A 17,651-nucleotide genomic window follows, 5' to 3' on the forward strand; every position below is an offset into this window, starting at 1 on the left:
ACGCGACCACCGTCACACGCGGTTCCAGGTGTCACCGTCGCGAACCCACTCCTGCTCGGGCGCCGACTGTTCGACCGGTGAGAACCAGAAGGTCTCGTCGGGGCCCCACCCGGCCACGGTGCTCGCACCGAGGTCGCCGAGGCCGACGACCCGACCGGCCGTGGCGAGGTACCCGCTCACGCTCAGGTGCACCCCCGCGGCTTCACCGGCGACGGCCGCCCAGTCGGGCTGCATCCACATGCCTTCGCGCCCCGTCGTCCGCCCCCACACATTGCGTCGGCTCGCGGTGACCGGGAACGGATGCCGCCGACACAGCGCCGCCCACGCTTCGGGGCCGTCGATCTCGATGACCTCGCCGTCCGGTGCGGCGAGAGGTCGAACGCGTGCGGAGGTCCACCCCCAGGAGTCTTCGACGAGCGTGAGGCCGACCGGCCCCGCCGTGCCGCGCACACGCGTGGAGCGCGGAAGGGCGAACGCGGGGGTCGACCACCACGAGCCGGAGAGACGGACGTCGTCAATCTGTCGGGCGAAGGACACCTCTTCTTCGACCTGCTCGCTTCGCCACCGGGCCGAGAGCTCTTCGGGGGCCTCCATCGACGCGGGAGAGTTCTCCCAGCGCACCATCGCCTGCGTGTCCCGCTCGACCCCGCTCCCCCACCACGAGGTTCCGGGAGCTCCGGCGACCGCCGCGGCGACACGCTCGAGCACGGGCTGCAGGTCCTCGGTCGCGGCCAGGACGTCCTCACCGGAGGGCGGCTGCCAGTACGCGGCGTGGTCCACAGCGAGAGACAGGGCCGTGAAGAGGAGCGCGTCGGTGAGCTCGGGGATCGCGACCCGTGCCAGCGCGGCGGCGGCCTCGGCGGGCGACACCTCGGGTTCGGTGAACGACGAGGCGTCTCCGGCGATCGCGACGACCGTCCCCGGATTCTCGTCGAGGGCCTGCGCGGCCCACGACACGGCCCAGGCCGCATCGCGTGCCTCCGGCCCGTCGGGGGCGAGCCGCAAGACTTCTAGACACAGCCGGCGTCCGCGTGGTCCCGCGAGCAGGGTGTCGGCGGTGAGGGTCATCTGCCGACCTTAGCGAGGGCGTCGGACATCGAACGGACTCGCGCCCGAGCGCAGCGGGGCAATGGCGGCGCGATGGCGGCCACGCCGAATGCGCGGATGCCCCGGGGCCGAAGCCCCGGGGCGTCCGTCGAAGCGGGCTCAGGCCGTGCCGAGCGCCTGACGCAGCAGGTGCATGAGGGCCGAGAGCTGCACCGAGTCGCTGGAGCCGGGCTCGATCGCCTGGCCGTCGAGGGCGCGCGCCGCGAGCCCCTCCTTCGAATCGATGAGCTCGGCGATCTTCGTGTCGATCGTGTGCGCGGCGATGATGCGCCACGCGGTGACGGGCTCCTCCTGGCCGATGCGGTGCACGCGGTCGATCGCCTGCGTCTGCTCGGCGGCGGTCCACGACAGCTCCGCGAGCACGACGTTCGAGGCGGCCTGCATGTTCAGGCCGACGCCCGCGGCGGTCAGCGAGCACACCGCGATCCCGACGTCGGGGTCGCTGTTGAACGCGTCGATCGCAGCCTGGCGCGCGGTCGAGGTCTGCTCGCCCCGCACCGACACCGCCTTCAGCCCGGATGCCTTGAAGTGGGCCTCCGCGGCATCCATCACGTCGATGTGCTTGGCGAAGAACACGACCTTGCCGACCGAGCGCTGCAGCTGCACGGCGTAGTCGGCCGCGAGGTGCGCCTTGGCCTGACCGATGCGGCGGACCATCGTGAACACGTTCTCGCTGCCCGAGCCGGCGGCCTTGCTCTCTTCGAGCTCGCCGTGCGCCACGAGACGGACGATGTCGTCGTCGATCTCGCCGGGGGCGAGGCCGCGGTCGCCACGCGCATCGAGGATACGGCGGTACTTCGCCGCGAGGCGGGCGCCGAGTTCGCGCTCGGCCTGCCGGATCGACCGGCCGTACTCGTCGTCGAGCTCGACGGGGAGGTCGGCGACGAGCTTGTCGGGCAGATCGGCGGCGACGTCCTTCTTCTTCCGCCGGACGATGCCCATCGAGATGACGGCCTCGCGCGCCTCGGGGTAGAACGCCTTGTCGGCGGGGGTCAGGCCCGTGGCATCCAGTTTCTCCATCAGCTCGGGACCGGGCTTCTCGCCGTTGGTCCACCCGAGGAAGCGCCAGATCGCGTCGAAATCCTCGACGTCGTTGATCAGCGGAGTACCCGTCAGGGCCAGCATGAGCGGGTCACGGGTCTGCTGACGGACACGGGATGCCAGAGCCAGCACGTTCTGCGAACGCTGCGACGTGAGGTTCTTGATGAAGTGCGCCTCGTCGACGACGACGCCCTTGAGACCGATCGACGAGAGCCACGACAGGTGCCGGTCGAGGATCTCGTAGTTGACGATGAAGACATCGGCGAAGGCGTCGATGTCGGCACCGCCGCCCGAGATCACCGTGGCGCGGCGCTGCGGCGTCCAGCGCTGCACCTCGCGGGCCCAGTTCATCTTGACGACGTTCGGCACCACGACCAGCAGCGGGTACGCGTCGGCGACCGAGGCCGCGAGCACCGACTCGGCGGTCTTGCCGAGGCCCGGCTCGTCGGCGAGCAGGAAGGAACGGTGCCCCAGGCGCACGGCCTCGAGGAAGCGCGACTGGTGCGGCATGACCTCGAGCCCGCGGGGAGAGACGCGATCGAACTCGGGGACGGGCGGGAGGTCCATACTGGCGGCCGACCCACCGGCGCCCGTCTCGAACGCCTTGTAGAGCGGGCCCATGAGCTCCCACCCGTCGAGGCGGCGGCGCGGGGCGTCACCGGTCGAGCGCGGGGTGAGGTCGGGCGCGAGGAAGGGGTTCGCCATCTGCCGCGCCTCGATGGACGGCGGGATGACCTGCTTCTCGGCGAGGGCCGCGGGCACGACGGGCGCCACCTGGGGAGCGGTGTCGGTGATGATCAGCTCGTCGGGCGGCAGCTCTGCGCCGGACTCGAGCAGCCAATCCCGGCGCATGCGTCGAGCGACGGGCGAGGTGGCCGCATCGACTTCGAGCAACTGGATGAGCGAGGTGTCGCGCGCGGCGGTCTTCGCGAGGATCGTCGCGACCCCGTCGAGGCGCTTGAGCAGCTCGGCGCGCGCGGCGTCGGTGATCTCGGTGTCGGCCTTCACGCGCGCGCGTTCCTCGCGGACGAGGAAGGCGATCACCTGGAACTTCACCCGGTTGGTCGGGCCGAGCTTGCCCCGTTGGGCCTTGGCCTCGACCTCGCGCACCTTGCGCGCCAGGATCGGGATGACGGGGGCTTCGTCGTCGCGTCGCGAGGACGTGGTCTTCCTGCGCCGCTGGCTCGAGCCTCGGGACGCGGTTGCCGTGGTCGGCATGCTCCTCCTGAGCGTGTCGTCCGGACACCTGTCCGGGACGTTCCGGCGCGAGGCCGGCGGATCGGTGACCCCGGAGAATGTCGCTCGGCACGCCGCCTGAGCGGCGGTACCGGCGACCCGCGACGCGTCTACACCGGAACGGCTCGCGAGACAGCGGGTGACGGGGTCGCCATCATTCTAGCGCGCGCAGAGCCGAAGCGCGTGAGCTGAGCCGGTCGCGACGTGGTTCGGGGCGCGTTCTGCCGTTCGGGGCGCGAAATACCCCGCCCCAAGTGCCGGAACGCGCCCCAAACCGGACAGCAGACCCGCCGCGACGCCTGCTCAGGACGCCCGACGCAGACGCAGGCTGTTCAGCACGACGAACACGCTCGAGAACGCCATCGCGGCACCCGCGATCATCGGGTTCAGCAGTCCCAGGGCGGCGAGCGGCAGCGCCGCGACGTTGTACGCGAACGCCCAGAACAGGTTGCCGCGGATGATCCGCATCGTGCGCCGGCTCAACGCCACCGCGGTGACGATGCCCCGTGGATCGTCGCGCATCAGCGCGATGTCGCTCGCGTGGAGCGCGGCGTCCGTTCCCCCGCCCATGGCGATCCCGAGATCCGCGGATGCCAGGGCGGCGGCGTCGTTGACCCCGTCACCCACCATGGCGACGGTGCGCCCCTCGGCCCGCAGAGCAGCGATCTCGTCGACCTTGCCCTCGGGGAGGACCCCCGCGCGGACTCGCTCGATGCCGAGCTCTGCCGCGACGGACCGCGCGATGCGCGCGTTGTCACCCGTCAGCAGCACGGGCTCGAGACCCATCTCGCGCAGGCGGGCGACGGCCTCGGCGCTCTCCGCGCGCACGGTGTCGGCGATCTCGATCACGGCGCGGGCGCGGAGTGCGCCGTCGGCATCCGCCCAGCCCACGACCACGACCGTGCCGCGCTCCTCGGCGGCGTCGACAGCCGCCTCCAGCTCGGGGGTCAGCGCGCCACCGCGTTCGACGATCCACGTCGGACGCCCCGCGAACACGCGGAGACCGTCGACCGTGCCGATCACCCCGCGTCCGGCGATCGCCTCAAGATCGGTCGCGGTCCGCCCCTCCCCCGCGGCGGCGACGATCGCCGCGGCCACCGGGTGCTCCGAGCCGCGTTCGACGGCGGCTGCGCGAGCGATCGCGTCCGTGGCATCCTCCCCCTCCGCGGGGACGACGTTCGCGACGCTCATGCGGCCGCTCGTCAGGGTACCGGTCTTGTCGAGCACGATCGTGTCGATGCGCTCGGCGGACTCGAGGGCTTCGGGTCCGGTGACGAGGACGCCCAGCTGCGCTCCCCGCCCGGTGCCGACGAGGATCGCGATGGGCGTGGCGAGACCCAGCGCGCACGGGCAGGCGATGATGAGCACGGCCACCGCAGCGGTGAAGCCGGCGGCGAGCGGTTGCCCCGCGAGGATCCAGGCGACGAGAGTCAGCACGGCGAGCACGATGACGACCGGCACGAAGATGCCCGAGATGCGGTCGGCCAGCCGCTGCACGCGACTCTTTCCGAGCTGCGCGTCCTCGACGAGTCGCGCGATGCGGGCGAGCCGCGTCTCTTCGCCGACCCCGGTCGCCCGGACGGTGAGTCGGCCACCGGCGGTGATCGTCCCGCCGGTCACCGTGGATCCCGCGGCCGCCTCGACCGGCAGGGACTCACCGGTGAGCATGCTCTCGTCGACCGAGGCCCGCCCGTCGACGACCACACCGTCGGTGGCGATCACGGCACCCGGACGCACGACGAACACGTCGCCCACGCTGAGCTCGTCCACCGGGATGCGGCGGCCGTCCGCGAGTTCGGCCTCGCGCGCGCCGAGGTCGAGGAGCGCGCGCAGCGCCGCGCCCGCCCGCCGGGTCGAGCGCTGCTCGATGAAGCGACCGAGCAGCAGGAGCACCGTCACCGCCGCGGCGACCTCGAAGTAGACCACCGCGCTGGCGTCGTGCACGGGCCCGAAGAGCATGACCTCGTGACGGATGCCGATCCGCCCGGCGTTTCCGAAGACGAGCGCCCAGACGCTCCACAGGTAGGCCGCGAAGGTCCCGAGCGTGATGAGGGTGTCCATCGTCGCGGCACCGTGGCGGGCGTTGCGGAGGGTCGCACGGTGGAACGGCCACCCGCCCCACAGCACCACGGGCGTGGTCAACGCGAGCGAGACCCACTGCCAGCCGGGGAACTGCCACGCCGGCACCATGCCCAGCGCGACCACCGGGATAGCCATCGCCGCCGACGCGAGCAGACGCGTCCGCAGCGGTGTGGACCCGGGCGCGTCGGAGGTGTCGTGGACGTGGCCCCCGTGATCGGAGCCGTGGTCGTGGGCGCCGTGGTCGTGCGCGCCGTGGTCGTGGACGGGACCAGCGCCGTCGGCGCCGTGGGCATCGTGCGGGAGCGCACCGGTGCCGTGGTCGGGTGCATCGAGGCTCTGCGCCGTCACGGCGTCGATCTCTCCGCCGGGCGCGGGCACCGGAACGGATGCCACGGGCTCGCCGGTCGCTCGGGAGGCGGCCCGCGTCCGCACGGTGGCGTCGTACCCCGCGGCACGCACGGCCTCGACGAGCGCCGTGGTGTCGAGCCCGGCCGGGTACTGCACCCGCGCCGTCTCCGTCGCGAGATTGACCGCCGCTCGCACTCCCTCGACGCGTCCGAGACGCTTCTCGACCCGCGCAACGCAGCTCGCACAGGTCATGCCCTCGATGTCGAGCACCGCCTCCGCGACATCGGCGCCCGACGTCGTGGCATCCCTCGATCCGTCCATGGTTCCTCCCGGGGTTCTCCCCCACAGAACAGGATACCCCCTGGGGGTATTCCAGGATCGGGACGAAAATCGGACGCTCCCGCGGCGCACGACCCTACGCTGGACGGATGAGCGACACGATGACGAAGCAGCAACGGGTCGTGCTGACGATCGCGGTGCTCGCGTCGTTCGTGTCGTTCCTCGACGGCACCGTCGTCAATGTCGCCCTGCCCGCTATCGCTCGCGACCTCGGCGGTGGGCTGAGCACCCAGCAATGGGTCGTGGACGCGTACCTCGTGACCCTCGGCGCGTTCATCCTGGTCGCGGGCTCGCTGAGCGACGTCCTGGGACGGGTGGTCGTCCTGCGGATCGGCCTGATCGGATTCGGGATCACCTCCGTCGCGATCGCAGCCGCACCGACCGCCGAGTTCCTCATCGTCGCGCGCGCCCTGCAGGGGGTCGCCGGCGCTCTCCTCGTGCCGAGCTCTCTCGCGCTGATCACCTCGACGTTCCGCGGCACCGCGCAGGCCCGGGCGATCGGCATCTGGACCGGTGCCACCACGATCGCGATGCTCGCAGGTCCGCTCGTGGGGGGCCTCTTCGTCGACACGCTGTCGTGGCGATTGGTGTTCCTCGTGAACGTGCTGCCGATCGCGGTCACGCTGTGGTTGCTGCTTCGCCTCGGTCACGCCGACCACCGGCGCCCGGACGCACGCGTCGACATCCTCGGCGCGGTGCTCTGCGCCGCCGGCCTGGGCGGGATCGTCTTCGCGCTCATCGAGCAGCCCGACCTCGGGTGGTCCTCCCCCGCGATCTGGATGCCGGGCGCCCTCGGCATCCTGTCGTTCTCCGGGTTCCTCGTGCGCCAGCGCTTCGCTCGGCAACCGATGATGCCGCTGGGCCTGTTCCGCTCCCGCAACTTCTGGGCCGGTAATCTCGCCACCGTCTTCGTCTACGCCGCGCTCTCGCTCAACGGCTTCGTCGTCAGCGTCTACCTGCAGCAGGGAGCGGGGCTGCCCGCGACGCTCGCCGGTCTCGCATCCCTCCCGAGCACGGTGCTGATGATCCTGCTGAGCTCGCGGATGGGCGCCCTCGCCGGCAGGTACGGCCCGCGTCTGTTCATGGCCTTCGGGCCGCTCGTGATGGCGGCGGGAGCGCTCCTGCTGCTGAACGTGCGCACGGACTTCGACTACTGGACGCAGGTGCTTCCGGGCATCGTCGTGTTCGGTCTCGGCCTCACGGCGACCGTGTCACCGCTCACCGCCGCCGTGCTCGGCGCGATCGAAACCGAGCGGTCCGGCATCGCCTCCGCGGTGAACAACGCCGTGTCCCGCGTCGCGGGACTGCTCGCGATCGCGGCGGTCTCGGCCGTCGTCGGCGGCTCGCTCGATCTGGACGGATTCCACCGGGCCGCGGTGTTCACCGCCGTGTTGATGCTGCTCGGTGCTGCGGCGTCGTTCCTCGGCATCCGGAATCACCTGTCGCGTCGCGACTGACGCCCGCGCGGCCCGTCAGGGCGCGGCGCGTCAGCGCAGAATCGCCCGCGTGCGCTCCACGTCGTCGGCCATCTGCACGAGCAGGGCGTCGATGCCGTCGAATGCGACCATCCCGCGCACGCGCTCCACGAAACGCACCTCGACGTGATGGCCGTAGAGGTCGAGGCCGGTCTCGTCGAGGACGTACGCCTCGACCTGGCGCGCGTGCACGTCATCGAAGGTGGGATTGGTGCCGACGCTGATCGCGGCGGGATAGCTGATGCGGCGTCCCCCCTCGACGTCGACGAGCCCCCCGGCGTAGACGCCGTCGGCGGGGACGAATCCCTCGAGGTCAGGTGAGAGGTTCGCCGTGGGGTAGCCGAGTTCGCGTCCGCGCTTGAGCCCGTGCACGACCTCGCCCCAGACGGAGGGGGCGCGGCCGAGCAGGCGCGCGGCCGTGGTGACGTCGCCGGCAGAGAGAGCCTCGCGTATCCACGTCGACGACACGCGCCGATCGGCGTGCACCGCACGGACATCGTCGACCACGTCGACACGGAAGCCGTGCTCCGCTCCCATACGGGTCAGAAGGTCCGGGTCGCCCGCACCCCCCGCGCCGAAGCGGAAGTCCCGGCCGACGAGCACCGTCCGCGCCTGCAGGGCGTCGACGATCACGCGGCGCGCGAACTCTTCAGCCGGGATCGCCGCGAGGGCTTCGTCGAAGGTCAGCAAGAGTGTGGCATCCACTCCGGCCCGGTCGAGTAGGTCGAGCTTCTGGTGCGGGCCGATCACATCCGGCGGGCAGCGGTCGGGCCGAAGCACGCTGAGCGGATTGCGGTCGAACGTCACCGCGACGACCTTCGCGCCGTCGGAGGCGTCGACACGGGCGCGATCGATCACCGCGCGGTGACCGGTGTGCACGCCGTCGAACTTGCCGATGGCGACGACCGACGGTCCGAAATCCGCGGGGACCTCGGCCGCGTCGCGGAAGACGATCACGACGCCGCCCGGCGATGGCGTATGAGCCACCAGAGCCCGAGGAAGGGCAGGACGAGCGGGATGAAGAGGTAACCGTAGCCGTAGACCGACCAGACGGTCGGATGCTGGAACAGAGCGGGGTCGACGAGGCTCAGCGTCCCCACGACGAGCACGCCGACGAGTTCGAAGCCGATCGCGATCCACGCCACGCGGTACCACGCCGGCCGCGCCGAAAAGACGAGCGCGAGGGTCGCGAGGATGTACACGACGGCCGCGAGCGCCGACAGCGAGTACGCCAGCGGGGCGTCGTCGAACTCGCGCGCGATCTGCACGAAAGAACGGCCGGTGGCGGCGAGCGCCATGATGCCGTAGACGACGACGAGGACACGGCCGATGCCGGTCATCCCCCGGGTGCGGGTGGGAGTGGTGGATGCCATGACTCGACGATTCTAGTTGGCCCGCGCGGTCTCCGCCCGGCGGGGCCCCGTCGACGGATGTCGAACCTCCCGAACGATGGCTTCGACGAGCTCGGCCACCTTCGCCCCAGGTCCCTGAGCCTGTCGGGCCCCAGGTCCCTGAGCCTGTCGAGCCCCAGGTCCCTGAGCCTGTCGAGCCCCAGGTCCCTGAGCCTGTCGAAGGGACCGATACCGGCGTGCAGCCTCGGGCCGCGGCATCCGGAGTCCTCAGGCCACCTGCACCGTCCAGATCACGTGCATGCGCCAGACCATCACGGCGACCGCCAGGGCGGCGACCCCCATGATCACGGTGCTCCACCGGCTGCGTTCGATGAGCGCCCACGCGGCGCCCGCAACCGGCACGAGGGCGGCCGAGACGAGGTACGTCCAGAACTCGAGCAGGCTGCCGGAGGGTGGGTTCCCCGCGAACGGCGCGATGATCGCGACCACGATCTGCACGATGAGCAGCAGTTCGATAAGAGCGAGCGAGCCGACGGTGACGTCTCCCGGGCGGCGCCCGATGAGCCCCGCGACGATCGCGACGATCCCGGCGAGGACGGCGATTCCCACCTGCGCGAGCGTGAACCACAGGATCATCGGGCGACCTCCTCGGGCATGTTCATGACGCTCTTCAGCTGTGCGCCCCGCTTCTCGACGATGCCGACGAGCTGCCCGTCGGGATCGATCGCGGCGGCCACGGGCCCGGTGAGGCGCCCTCCCCCGTCGATGCGCTTCCCGTGTCGCAGGTCGCGGGCCTCGTCTTCGCCGACGGCGATGGCGCCCACGACGACCGAGGCGGCCGTCGCCGGATTCACGAGCCGCTCTTCGGCGATGTCGTCGACGGATGCCGCGGCGGCCACGTCGAACGCGCCGATGCGCGTCCGGCGCAGCATGGTCAGGTGCCCGCCCACGCCGAGGGATCGGCCGAGATCGCGGGCGAGGGCGCGGATGTAGGTGCCGCTCGTGCAGTCGACGACGACGTCGAGCTCGATGGTTGCCTCTCCCCGGCGAGTGGCACGGACGTCGAACCGCGACACCGTCACGCGACGTGCCTTCAGCTCGACCTCCTCGCCCGCGCGAGCGAGGTCGTAGGCACGGCGCCCCGCCACCTTGATCGCCGACACGGTGCTCGGCACCTGCTCGATCTCGCCGGTGAGGTCGGCGATGCCCGCGGCGATCGCGTCGTCGGTGACGGCCGTGGCATCCGTGCGCGACGTCTCGACCCCGTCGGCGTCGTCACTGTCGGTCGACACGCCCAGCAGGATCGTCGCCTCATACGTCTTGTCAGCGCCGACGATGTAGGTCAGCAGCCGGGTCGCGCCCTCGACACCGAGCACGAGCAGCCCCGTCGCCATGGGGTCGAGGGTGCCGGCGTGCCCGATCTTGCGGGTCCCGAGCGCGCGTCGGGCGCGCGACACGACGTCATGGCTGGTGATGCCCCCGGGTTTGTCGACCAGGAGGATGCCGGGACGCACCATCAGCAGAAGTCCCCGAAGACCTGCACGGGGTGCGCGGGGTCGGAGTTCTCGACGATCGCCGAAGCGGCCGCCTTCGGCCGCGCGGTCGCGAGGTAGCGCTTCTCGGCATCGGGGAGCTCGGGGCGCGGCGAGCCGATCGGCGGATTGCTCTCGAGCCAGACCGAGTAGTTCCACAGTCCCCGGCGCTCGGGCGCGTGGAGGAAACGTCCGTCGACCACGAGGACGGCGTCGCCTTCGCCCGCGCGGAAGGGCGCGACGATTCTCTCACGGACGTCGGGCTCGGAGTCCCCGACGCTCGCGCGCTCGACGGGTGTGCCGTCTTCGCCGAGCACCGCGGCGAACCCGTTGGCGAAAGCCCGCGTCTGGTGGGCATCCAGTCCGTCGACGGCCACCACGACGCGGCCCGCGCGGGCGTTCTGCCGCATCAGGTCGCGCAGGCTCCGCTGCAGAGTCTGGACGGGGTTCTCGGGCGACGACATGCTCCCAGCCTATGTTCGCTCGGAGTGCCCCACCCGCATCGCTCCCGGTGGCGTCGAGACCTTCTGCCCCTCGCGGGGAGACCGGGTCCCTGCAGCTCCACCGAACCCCGTGCCCGCGCGAGTCACATCCGGGTCGGATCCTGTCGCGGCAGGTAGGCCACGCACTCGACACCGGCGGGCCCAGGCTGGATGAGGAGGTCGGAGACCAGGTCGAGTTCTCGCTCGTCCACGGTGAGGCGCCACACGGCGGTCACGAGCAGCGTCGCCTGCCCGACGGTTCGGGTGCTCCAGTCGAGGAGAACCGGGGCGGCACCGGGAAGCGCGTCGGTCCGTGCGGCGACCGCCGCGGAGAACAGGGCCCGGGGAACGAGCGCCGTACCGGTGGGGGTGGCGACCAGGAGCGGATCCGTGATCAGCTCGTCCACGCGGTCCATGGAGGTCCAACGAGCGAGAAACGTCGCGACAGCAGGTTCGGTAACGATGTTCGTATCCACTTCAACTAATTACACCCTCCCGCGTCCGTCGACACCGAGGCTCGCCGCGACGGCGCAGGATCGCCCCTGGCGCGCTCCCACGAACGGATCGAGACCCCTGCGGCCGTCGCGGGCCGACGGGCGTCGCGGCGAACGGGTTCCCTCGTAGGCTGGACGGATGCCAGGACTCGCCGCCCCGCTCATCGCGTGGTACCGCGACGCGGCGCGCGACCTCCCCTGGCGCCGCGAAGGGTTCGGCGCGTGGGGCACCCTCGTCAGCGAGTTCATGCTGCAGCAGACACCGGTGAATCGCGTCATCCCGCACCTCGAGGCGTGGCTCGAACGGTGGCCCACGCCGTCCGATCTCGCTGCCTCCCCGCCCGCGGAAGCGGTGACCCGATGGGCGAATCTCGGCTACCCCCGGCGCGCGCTGTGGCTGCACCGCGCGGCCGTCGAGATCCGTGACCGCCACGACGGCGTCGTCCCGCGGGACGTCGACGCCCTCCTCGCGCTGACCGGAATCGGCGACTACACCGCGCGCGCTGTCGCGGTCTTCGCGTACGGGGATCGGCATCCGGTCGTCGACACCAACACCCGGCGCGTGCTCGCCCGCGCCGTCGAAGGTCGCGCGCAACCGGGCCCGCCGCACCGGCGCGATCTCGAACGAATGGATGCCGAACTCCCCGCCGACATCGCGGAAGCGGCGGTCGTGAACGCCGCCGCCATGGAGCTCGGAGCAATCGTCTGCACGGCCCGGTCGCCGAAGTGCGATGTCTGCCCGCTGGCCGCGCAGTGCGCGTGGCGCGCGGCCGGCTACCCCGCGTCCGAGGACCGCCGCCGTAAGCAGGCCACCTACGAGGGCAGCGACCGGCAGGCGCGCGGAGCGGTGCTCAAGACCCTGCGAGAGGCGGCGCCGACGCCCGTGCCGCTGTTCGCGGTGCTGCCTGACTGGCCCGACGTGTCCCAGCGCGACCGCGCGATCGACTCGCTGATCTCGGACGGTCTCGTCGAGGCCGAGGACGACCTGCTCCACCTGCCGCGCTGACGTCCCGCCGCTCCCCGCCCGGCGTCCAGCCGCAGCCGCGGGGGCGGGGCCGCAGCCGCGCTGTACCGTCGCGCGGAGTCCGTCGCCGACACGCCGTGACCGGGCCCTGCCCCGCGGCGTGTCGTCCCCCGACTCCGCCTGACGGCCCGGCACGGCACGGCACGGCACGGCACGGCCCGGCGACTCAGGATGCCGTCGACGAGACCCCCGCGGTCGCCCGCCCACGGTCGGGTCCGAGCTCGGCCGCCAGGCGCGCGGGACGGAACTGCCCGAGCACGACCAGCACGGCGATGACGACCGCGAAGACACCCCACATGACCATGCCGAGGGGCGACATCACCATCAACGGGGGCGTGGGCGCGCCCCCGGCGAGGAAGAGCGCGACCATTCCCGCCGAGGCGTTGAAGGCCCCGTGCGCGAACACCGCCGGCCACACCGAGGCGGTGCGCAGACGCGTCCACCCGAGCAGGATCCCGAACAACACGCAGCCGACGATCATCAGCAGCACGCCCAGCGCGTTCGGCTCGGCGAAGTTGTAGCCGAGCAGAATCAGCGGCGCGTGCCACAGTCCCCAGAACGCGCCCGAGATGAGAAGCGCGGGCCAGGTTCCGAGCGGGCGCAGGGCGGGCAGCAGCCAGCCGCGCCAGCCGAGTTCTTCGCCGAAGGCCAGCGGGGCATTGAACAGCGCCCCGAGCGGGATGGTCGCCAGCTGCACCACGACGAGAACGCCCATGGGCGGAAGGGGCGTCCCGGCGGGGACGGCAGCCTGGAGGGTTTGCGCGAACCCCGAGAACCCCACGAGATCGAGACGCAGGATGCCGGTCACCGACATCACGAAGAGCCCGAGCGCCACGAGGACGGGAGCGGCGAAGATGACCGCGACGCACGTCCAGATCGTCCGTGCGGCGGGACGCAGCGGCCACATCCCGAGTTCGCGCAGGACGACGCGCGCGCCTCTGCGCCCGCGCGTGCGCCGCTGCACGAGGAGGGCCGCGAGCGAGGCCAGCGCGGGAGTGAACATCATCGCCGCCGCGACCAGCCCGAAGAAGGGGTCGTGAAGCCCCCGCCCTCCCAACCAGAGGGGAAGGGCGACCAGCCAGGACAGAACCAGCGAGGTCACCGCGAACACGGCGATCGCCGGCCAATCGGGTCGAGTCTGCACGTGCATACCTCGACCGTAGGACGAGGGTTCTCCCGGCACCTCCCCCGTGAGACGGAGGTCAGCCCGGTCGAACGACGACGGCCGGATGCCACCCCCTCGGGGTGTGGGATCCGGCCGTCGTCTCAGCGGGTTCAGGCGCGGTCGCCGCGCTCCTCCTCGCCCTGCTCGTCGTCCTCGTCCTCGTCGTCGTCCTCGAGGCCGTCGTGCTCGCGCGGCTTCACGTACGGATCGGCTTCACCGGCATAGCTGGCGGAAGCCGCGAGACCCGCGACGGACTCGTCACGCTCACGCGCCTCGCGCAGCAGCGCCGAGATGTGGTCGGCGTTCTCGGGGATCGCGTCGAGGATGAACTCGAGCGTCGGGGTGAGTCGCGTGTTGAGGTTCTTCCCCACCTCGCTGCGGAGCATGCCGGTCGCCGACTTCAGCGCCGCCGCGGTGTCGTTGCGGTGCGCCTCGTCGCCCATGACGGTGTAGAACACCGACGCATGCTGGAGGTCGCCCGTGACGCGCACGTCGGTGATCGTCACGAATCCGAGGCGCGGGTCGCGCAGCCCCTTCTCGAGGCGCTCCGCGAGCACCACGCGGATGCGGTCGGCCACACGGGCCTGTCGTTCCCCTGCCACAGCCTTCTCCTTCTTTTCATACCGCCGCGAGTACGAGTGCCCCCGTGGCTCATCGCCGGGCGGGAGTCCCGTCACGGGCAGCCGCACCAGCGTAGGCCGGAGGGGGTGTGCATCTCCACGAGCATCGGGGTAGGGGCCCCGCTCTGCTCGGGGAGATGCACACCCCCGCAGGCCGAAGCGGGAGCCGCGCACAGTGGCGCGACTCCCGCACGACGATCAGCCTCGCGGCTTCTCGACGAGTTCCGTCGTCTCGATCTCGTCGCCGATCTGGATGTCGTTGAACTTGCCCAGACCGATACCGGCCTCGAAGTCCGTACGGACCTCGGTGACGTCGTCCTTGAAGCGACGCAGCGACTCGATCTGCAGGCCGTCGGCCAGCACGACACCGTCGCGGATGACGCGAGCCTTGGCGTTGCGCGTGATCGTTCCCGACCGCACGATGACACCGGCGATGTTGCCGAACTTCGAGGAGCGGAACACCTCGCGGATCTCGGCGACACCCGACTGCACCTCTTCGAACTCCGGCTTGAGCAGGCCCTTGAGCGACTGCTCGACGTCGTCGATCGCGTTGTAGATGACCGAGTAGAACCGCACGTCGACACCCTCGCGGGCGGCACGCTCACGGGCCTTCGTGTCGGGACGGACGTTGAAGCCGATCACGATCGCGTTGTCGATCGTGGCCAGGTTGATGTCCGACTCGGTGATCGCACCCACACCGCGGTGGATGATGCGCAGCTGAACGCTGTCGTCGACCTCGATCTTGAGCAGCGACTCTTCGAGGGCCTCGACGGCACCCGACACGTCACCCTTGATGATGAGGTTGAGCGACTCGACCTTGCCCTCTTCGAGAGCACGGGTGAAGTCCTCGAGCGAGATGCGCTTGCGGGCCTTGGCCAGCTGGGCGTTGCGCTCGGCGGCTTCGCGCTTCTCGGCGATCTGGCGCGCGGTCCGGTCTTCTTCGGTGACGATGAAGACGTCGCCGGCGCGGGGAACCGAGTTGAGACCCTGCACCTGCACGGGACGCGACGGGTAGGCCTCTTCGACCGCTTCGCCGTTCTCGTCCATCATCGCGCGGACACGGCCGTACGCCGTTCCGGCGACGATCGCGTCACCGACGCGCAGCGTTCCGGACTGGATGAGCACCGTGGCAACCGAACCGCGGCCCTTGTCGAGCTTCGCTTCGATCGCGACACCACGAGCGGCCTTGTTCGGGTTGGCCGTGAGGTCGAGGCCGGCGTCGGCGGTCAGGAGCACGGCGTCCAGGAGCTCCTGGATGTTCGTGCCCTGGCGAGCCGAGACGTCGACGAACATGACGTCGCCGCCGTACTCCTCGGCGACCAGACCGTACTCGGTGAGCTGCTGGCGCACCTTGGCCGGGTTGGCGTCGGGCTTGTCGACCTTGTTCACCGCGACCACGATCGGCACGTTCGCCGCCTGGGCGTGGTTCAGCGCCTCGACCGTCTGGGGCATGATGCCGTCGTCGGCCGCGACCACGAGGATCGCGATGTCGGTCACCTGCGCACCACGGGCACGCATGGCGGTGAACGCCTCGTGACCCGGGGTGTCGATGAAGGTGATCGCGCGCTCGATGCCCTCGTGCTCGGTCCAGATCTGGTACGCACCGATGTGCTGCGTGATGCCGCCGGCCTCGCCCGCGACCACGTTGGTCTGGCGGATGGCGTCGAGCAGTCGCGTCTTACCGTGGTCGACGTGGCCCATGACGGTGACCACGGGAGGACGGATCTCGAGGTCGTCCTCGCTCTCAGCCTCCAGCTCGGCGTCGAGGTCGAGACCGAAGCCCTCGAGGAGTTCTTTGTCTTCGTCCTCGGGCGAGACCATCTGGATCTTGTAGCCGAGCTCGGCGCCGAGAACCTCGAAGGTCGCCTCGTCGAGCGACTCGGTCGCGGTGGCCATCTCGCCCAGGTTGAACAGAATGGTCACGAGCGTGCCGGGCTGCACGGTGTAGCCGCGCAGCGCCTCGAGCTTGTCCGCGAAGTCTGCGATGGACGCACCGCGACGCAGGCGGATGATCTCGCCGTTACCCTTCGAGACGTTGACGCCGCCGACGACCGGCGCCGACCGCATCTCGAATTCCTGCCGCTTCGCCCGACGCGACTTACGCTGCTTGGACTTGCCGCCGCCCTTGCCGAAGGCACCCGCGGTGCCACCGCCGGGACCACGGCCACGGCCACCGCCGCCACCGGGACGACCGGCGAAACCGCCGCCGCCGGGAGCACCGCCACCGGGGCGCTGGAAACCGCCGCCGGCACCGCCGGGACGACCGGGACCGCCGGGACGCTGCTGGAACGGAGCGCCGGGACGACCGCCGCCACCGGGACGACCGGCGCCACCGGGACGCGGGGCGCCGGGACGCGGAGCACCGGGACGCGGCGCCTGCGGACGCGGGATGTTGCCGGGGGTCGGACGCTGGCCCATGCCCTGCGCCGAGGCGAAGGGGTTGTTGCCCGGACGGGGACCGGCGGGACGCTGGCCCATGCCCTGCGAGGAGGCGAAGGGGTTGTTTCCGGGGCGCGGGGCACCGCCGCCCGGGCGCGGAGCCTGGGGGGTGTTGCCGGCGGGACCGGGCTTCGGCGCGGTGGAGCCGGGGCTCGGCGGCGAGGACGGCGTCTTCGCTGCGGGAGCCGCGGTCTTCTCGGCCGGAGCCGAAGGCGCGGGAGTGGATGCCGCGGGAGTGGCCGCTGCGGGAGCGGCCGGGGCGGCGGGCTTCGCGGGTCCGGGCGTCGGGCCCGAGGGACGCGCGCCGGGGGTCGCCGCGGGACGCGCGGGACCGGGGCGGGCACCGGAGCCGGGGCGCGCCGCGGGCGCGGCGGGCTTGGCGTCCGAGGAACCGGAAGAGCCCTCGGCCGCCAGGGCGGCGCGGAGCTTACGAGCCACGGGAGGCTCGATGGTGGATGAAGGGCTCTTGACGAACTCGCCGAGCTCCTTCAGCTTCGCAAGCGCGACCTTGCTGTCGACGCCGAGCTCGGAAGCGATCTCGTGCACGCGTGGTTTTGCCACAATTCTCCTGTCTGGGGCCTACCCCGGACAGGGCAGACCGTTAGTTGCGGACGGGTCTCATTTCGAGCCGTTCACTTCGTGTCCATAGCCGTTCAGCCTTTTCGCTGGAGGGTTGATTCGAAGGTCTGCGTGTCAAGCGGGCCTGACACACGCAATGCTCGTACGAAGGCGCGACGCGCGAGAGCTTTTCCCACGCAGGCGTCCGTCTCGTGCACCCACGCTCCCCGCCCGGGCAGGACCGCTCTCTCGTCTCTGACGAGGACCGACCCGTCCGCGACCACACGCAGAAGCGAAGATCGGGGGGCGCGTGCGCGGCATCCGACGCACGTTCGTACAGGTTCCATCGTACACCTC

Annotated in this window: 15 protein-coding genes; 2 read left to right on the top strand and 13 right to left on the bottom strand. The window is 71.3% G+C overall.

The window, feature by feature from the left end; genetic code table 11:
• Positions 1 to 12: 12 nt before the first annotated feature.
• The 3 genes from AB0O24_RS03820 to AB0O24_RS03830 all read right to left on the bottom strand — a co-directional run bounded on the left by AB0O24_RS03820 (position 13) and on the right by AB0O24_RS03830 (position 6,135).
• Entirely contained in the window at positions 13 to 1,068 is a 1,056-nt protein-coding gene (locus AB0O24_RS03820) for a hypothetical protein (protein ID WP_363372664.1), read from the bottom strand.
• A 138-nt stretch (positions 1,069 to 1,206) separates the two neighbouring features.
• Positions 1,207 to 3,366 (bottom strand): DEAD/DEAH box helicase, encoded by a 2,160-nt coding sequence (locus AB0O24_RS03825; RefSeq protein ID WP_363372666.1) that lies wholly within the window; start codon positions 3,364 to 3,366, stop codon positions 1,207 to 1,209.
• 321 nt (positions 3,367 to 3,687) lie between these two features.
• A complete protein-coding gene (locus AB0O24_RS03830) occupies positions 3,688 to 6,135 on the bottom strand; it encodes a heavy metal translocating P-type ATPase (RefSeq protein ID WP_363372669.1) in 2,448 nt (815 codons plus the stop codon).
• Between the two features lie 107 nt (positions 6,136 to 6,242).
• Here AB0O24_RS03830 and AB0O24_RS03835 point away from each other — a divergent pair, with 107 nt between their 5' ends.
• Entirely contained in the window at positions 6,243 to 7,610 is a 1,368-nt protein-coding gene (locus tag AB0O24_RS03835; protein WP_363372671.1) for an MFS transporter, read from the top strand.
• A gap of 30 nt (positions 7,611 to 7,640) precedes the next feature.
• Here the strand turns inward: AB0O24_RS03835 and AB0O24_RS03840 are convergent, their stop codons facing one another.
• From AB0O24_RS03840 to AB0O24_RS03865, 6 genes are all read right to left on the bottom strand, one after another.
• Positions 7,641 to 8,585 (bottom strand): bifunctional riboflavin kinase/FAD synthetase, encoded by a 945-nt coding sequence (locus AB0O24_RS03840; protein ID WP_363372744.1) that lies wholly within the window; start codon positions 8,583 to 8,585, stop codon positions 7,641 to 7,643.
• On the bottom strand, positions 8,582 to 9,001 hold the full coding sequence (locus AB0O24_RS03845; protein ID WP_307381955.1) for a hypothetical protein: 420 nt from the start codon (positions 8,999 to 9,001) through the stop codon (positions 8,582 to 8,584). The genes AB0O24_RS03840 and AB0O24_RS03845 overlap by 4 nt, the downstream gene beginning before the upstream one ends.
• A gap of 246 nt (positions 9,002 to 9,247) precedes the next feature.
• Positions 9,248 to 9,616 (bottom strand): hypothetical protein, encoded by a 369-nt coding sequence (locus AB0O24_RS03850; RefSeq protein ID WP_307381957.1) that lies wholly within the window; start codon positions 9,614 to 9,616, stop codon positions 9,248 to 9,250.
• Positions 9,613 to 10,497, bottom strand: coding sequence for a tRNA pseudouridine(55) synthase TruB (gene truB / locus AB0O24_RS03855; protein WP_363372676.1), 885 nt, complete (start codon positions 10,495 to 10,497; stop codon positions 9,613 to 9,615). The genes AB0O24_RS03850 and truB overlap by 4 nt, the downstream gene beginning before the upstream one ends.
• Positions 10,497 to 10,976, bottom strand: coding sequence for a hypothetical protein (locus AB0O24_RS03860; RefSeq protein WP_363372678.1), 480 nt, complete (start codon positions 10,974 to 10,976; stop codon positions 10,497 to 10,499). The genes truB and AB0O24_RS03860 overlap by 1 nt, the downstream gene beginning before the upstream one ends.
• 122 nt (positions 10,977 to 11,098) lie before the next feature.
• Entirely contained in the window at positions 11,099 to 11,410 is a 312-nt protein-coding gene (locus AB0O24_RS03865; protein WP_275800065.1) for a hypothetical protein, read from the bottom strand.
• Positions 11,411 to 11,627: 217 nt separating this feature from the next.
• Between AB0O24_RS03865 and AB0O24_RS03870 the strand changes: the two genes are divergently transcribed.
• Positions 11,628 to 12,494, top strand: a complete 867-nt coding sequence (locus AB0O24_RS03870) for an A/G-specific adenine glycosylase (protein WP_363372681.1) — start codon at positions 11,628 to 11,630, stop codon at positions 12,492 to 12,494.
• 184 nt (positions 12,495 to 12,678) lie between these two features.
• Here AB0O24_RS03870 and AB0O24_RS03875 read toward each other — a convergent pair whose 3' ends face one another.
• From AB0O24_RS03875 to AB0O24_RS03890, 4 genes are all read right to left on the bottom strand, one after another.
• Entirely contained in the window at positions 12,679 to 13,662 is a 984-nt protein-coding gene (locus AB0O24_RS03875; protein WP_275800068.1) for a CPBP family intramembrane glutamic endopeptidase, read from the bottom strand.
• 125 nt (positions 13,663 to 13,787) lie between these two features.
• Complete coding sequence (gene rbfA / locus AB0O24_RS03880) at positions 13,788 to 14,279, bottom strand: 30S ribosome-binding factor RbfA (protein WP_275800070.1); 492 nt, start codon at positions 14,277 to 14,279, stop codon at positions 13,788 to 13,790.
• 216 nt (positions 14,280 to 14,495) lie between these two features.
• Positions 14,496 to 17,297: a translation initiation factor IF-2 gene (gene infB / locus AB0O24_RS03885; protein WP_275796526.1), complete on the bottom strand. Its 2,802-nt coding sequence runs from the start codon at positions 17,295 to 17,297 to the stop codon at positions 14,496 to 14,498.
• 92 nt (positions 17,298 to 17,389) lie between these two features.
• Positions 17,390 to 17,641 carry a YlxR family protein gene (locus tag AB0O24_RS03890; RefSeq protein WP_275796524.1) on the bottom strand — a complete coding sequence of 84 codons (252 nt, stop codon included), beginning with the start codon at positions 17,639 to 17,641 and terminating at the stop codon, positions 17,390 to 17,392.
• Between the last annotated feature and the right edge of the window lie 10 nt (positions 17,642 to 17,651).

Source organism: Microbacterium sp. NPDC086615 (assembly GCF_040686055.1).
GTDB lineage: Bacteria > Actinomycetota > Actinomycetes > Actinomycetales > Microbacteriaceae > Microbacterium.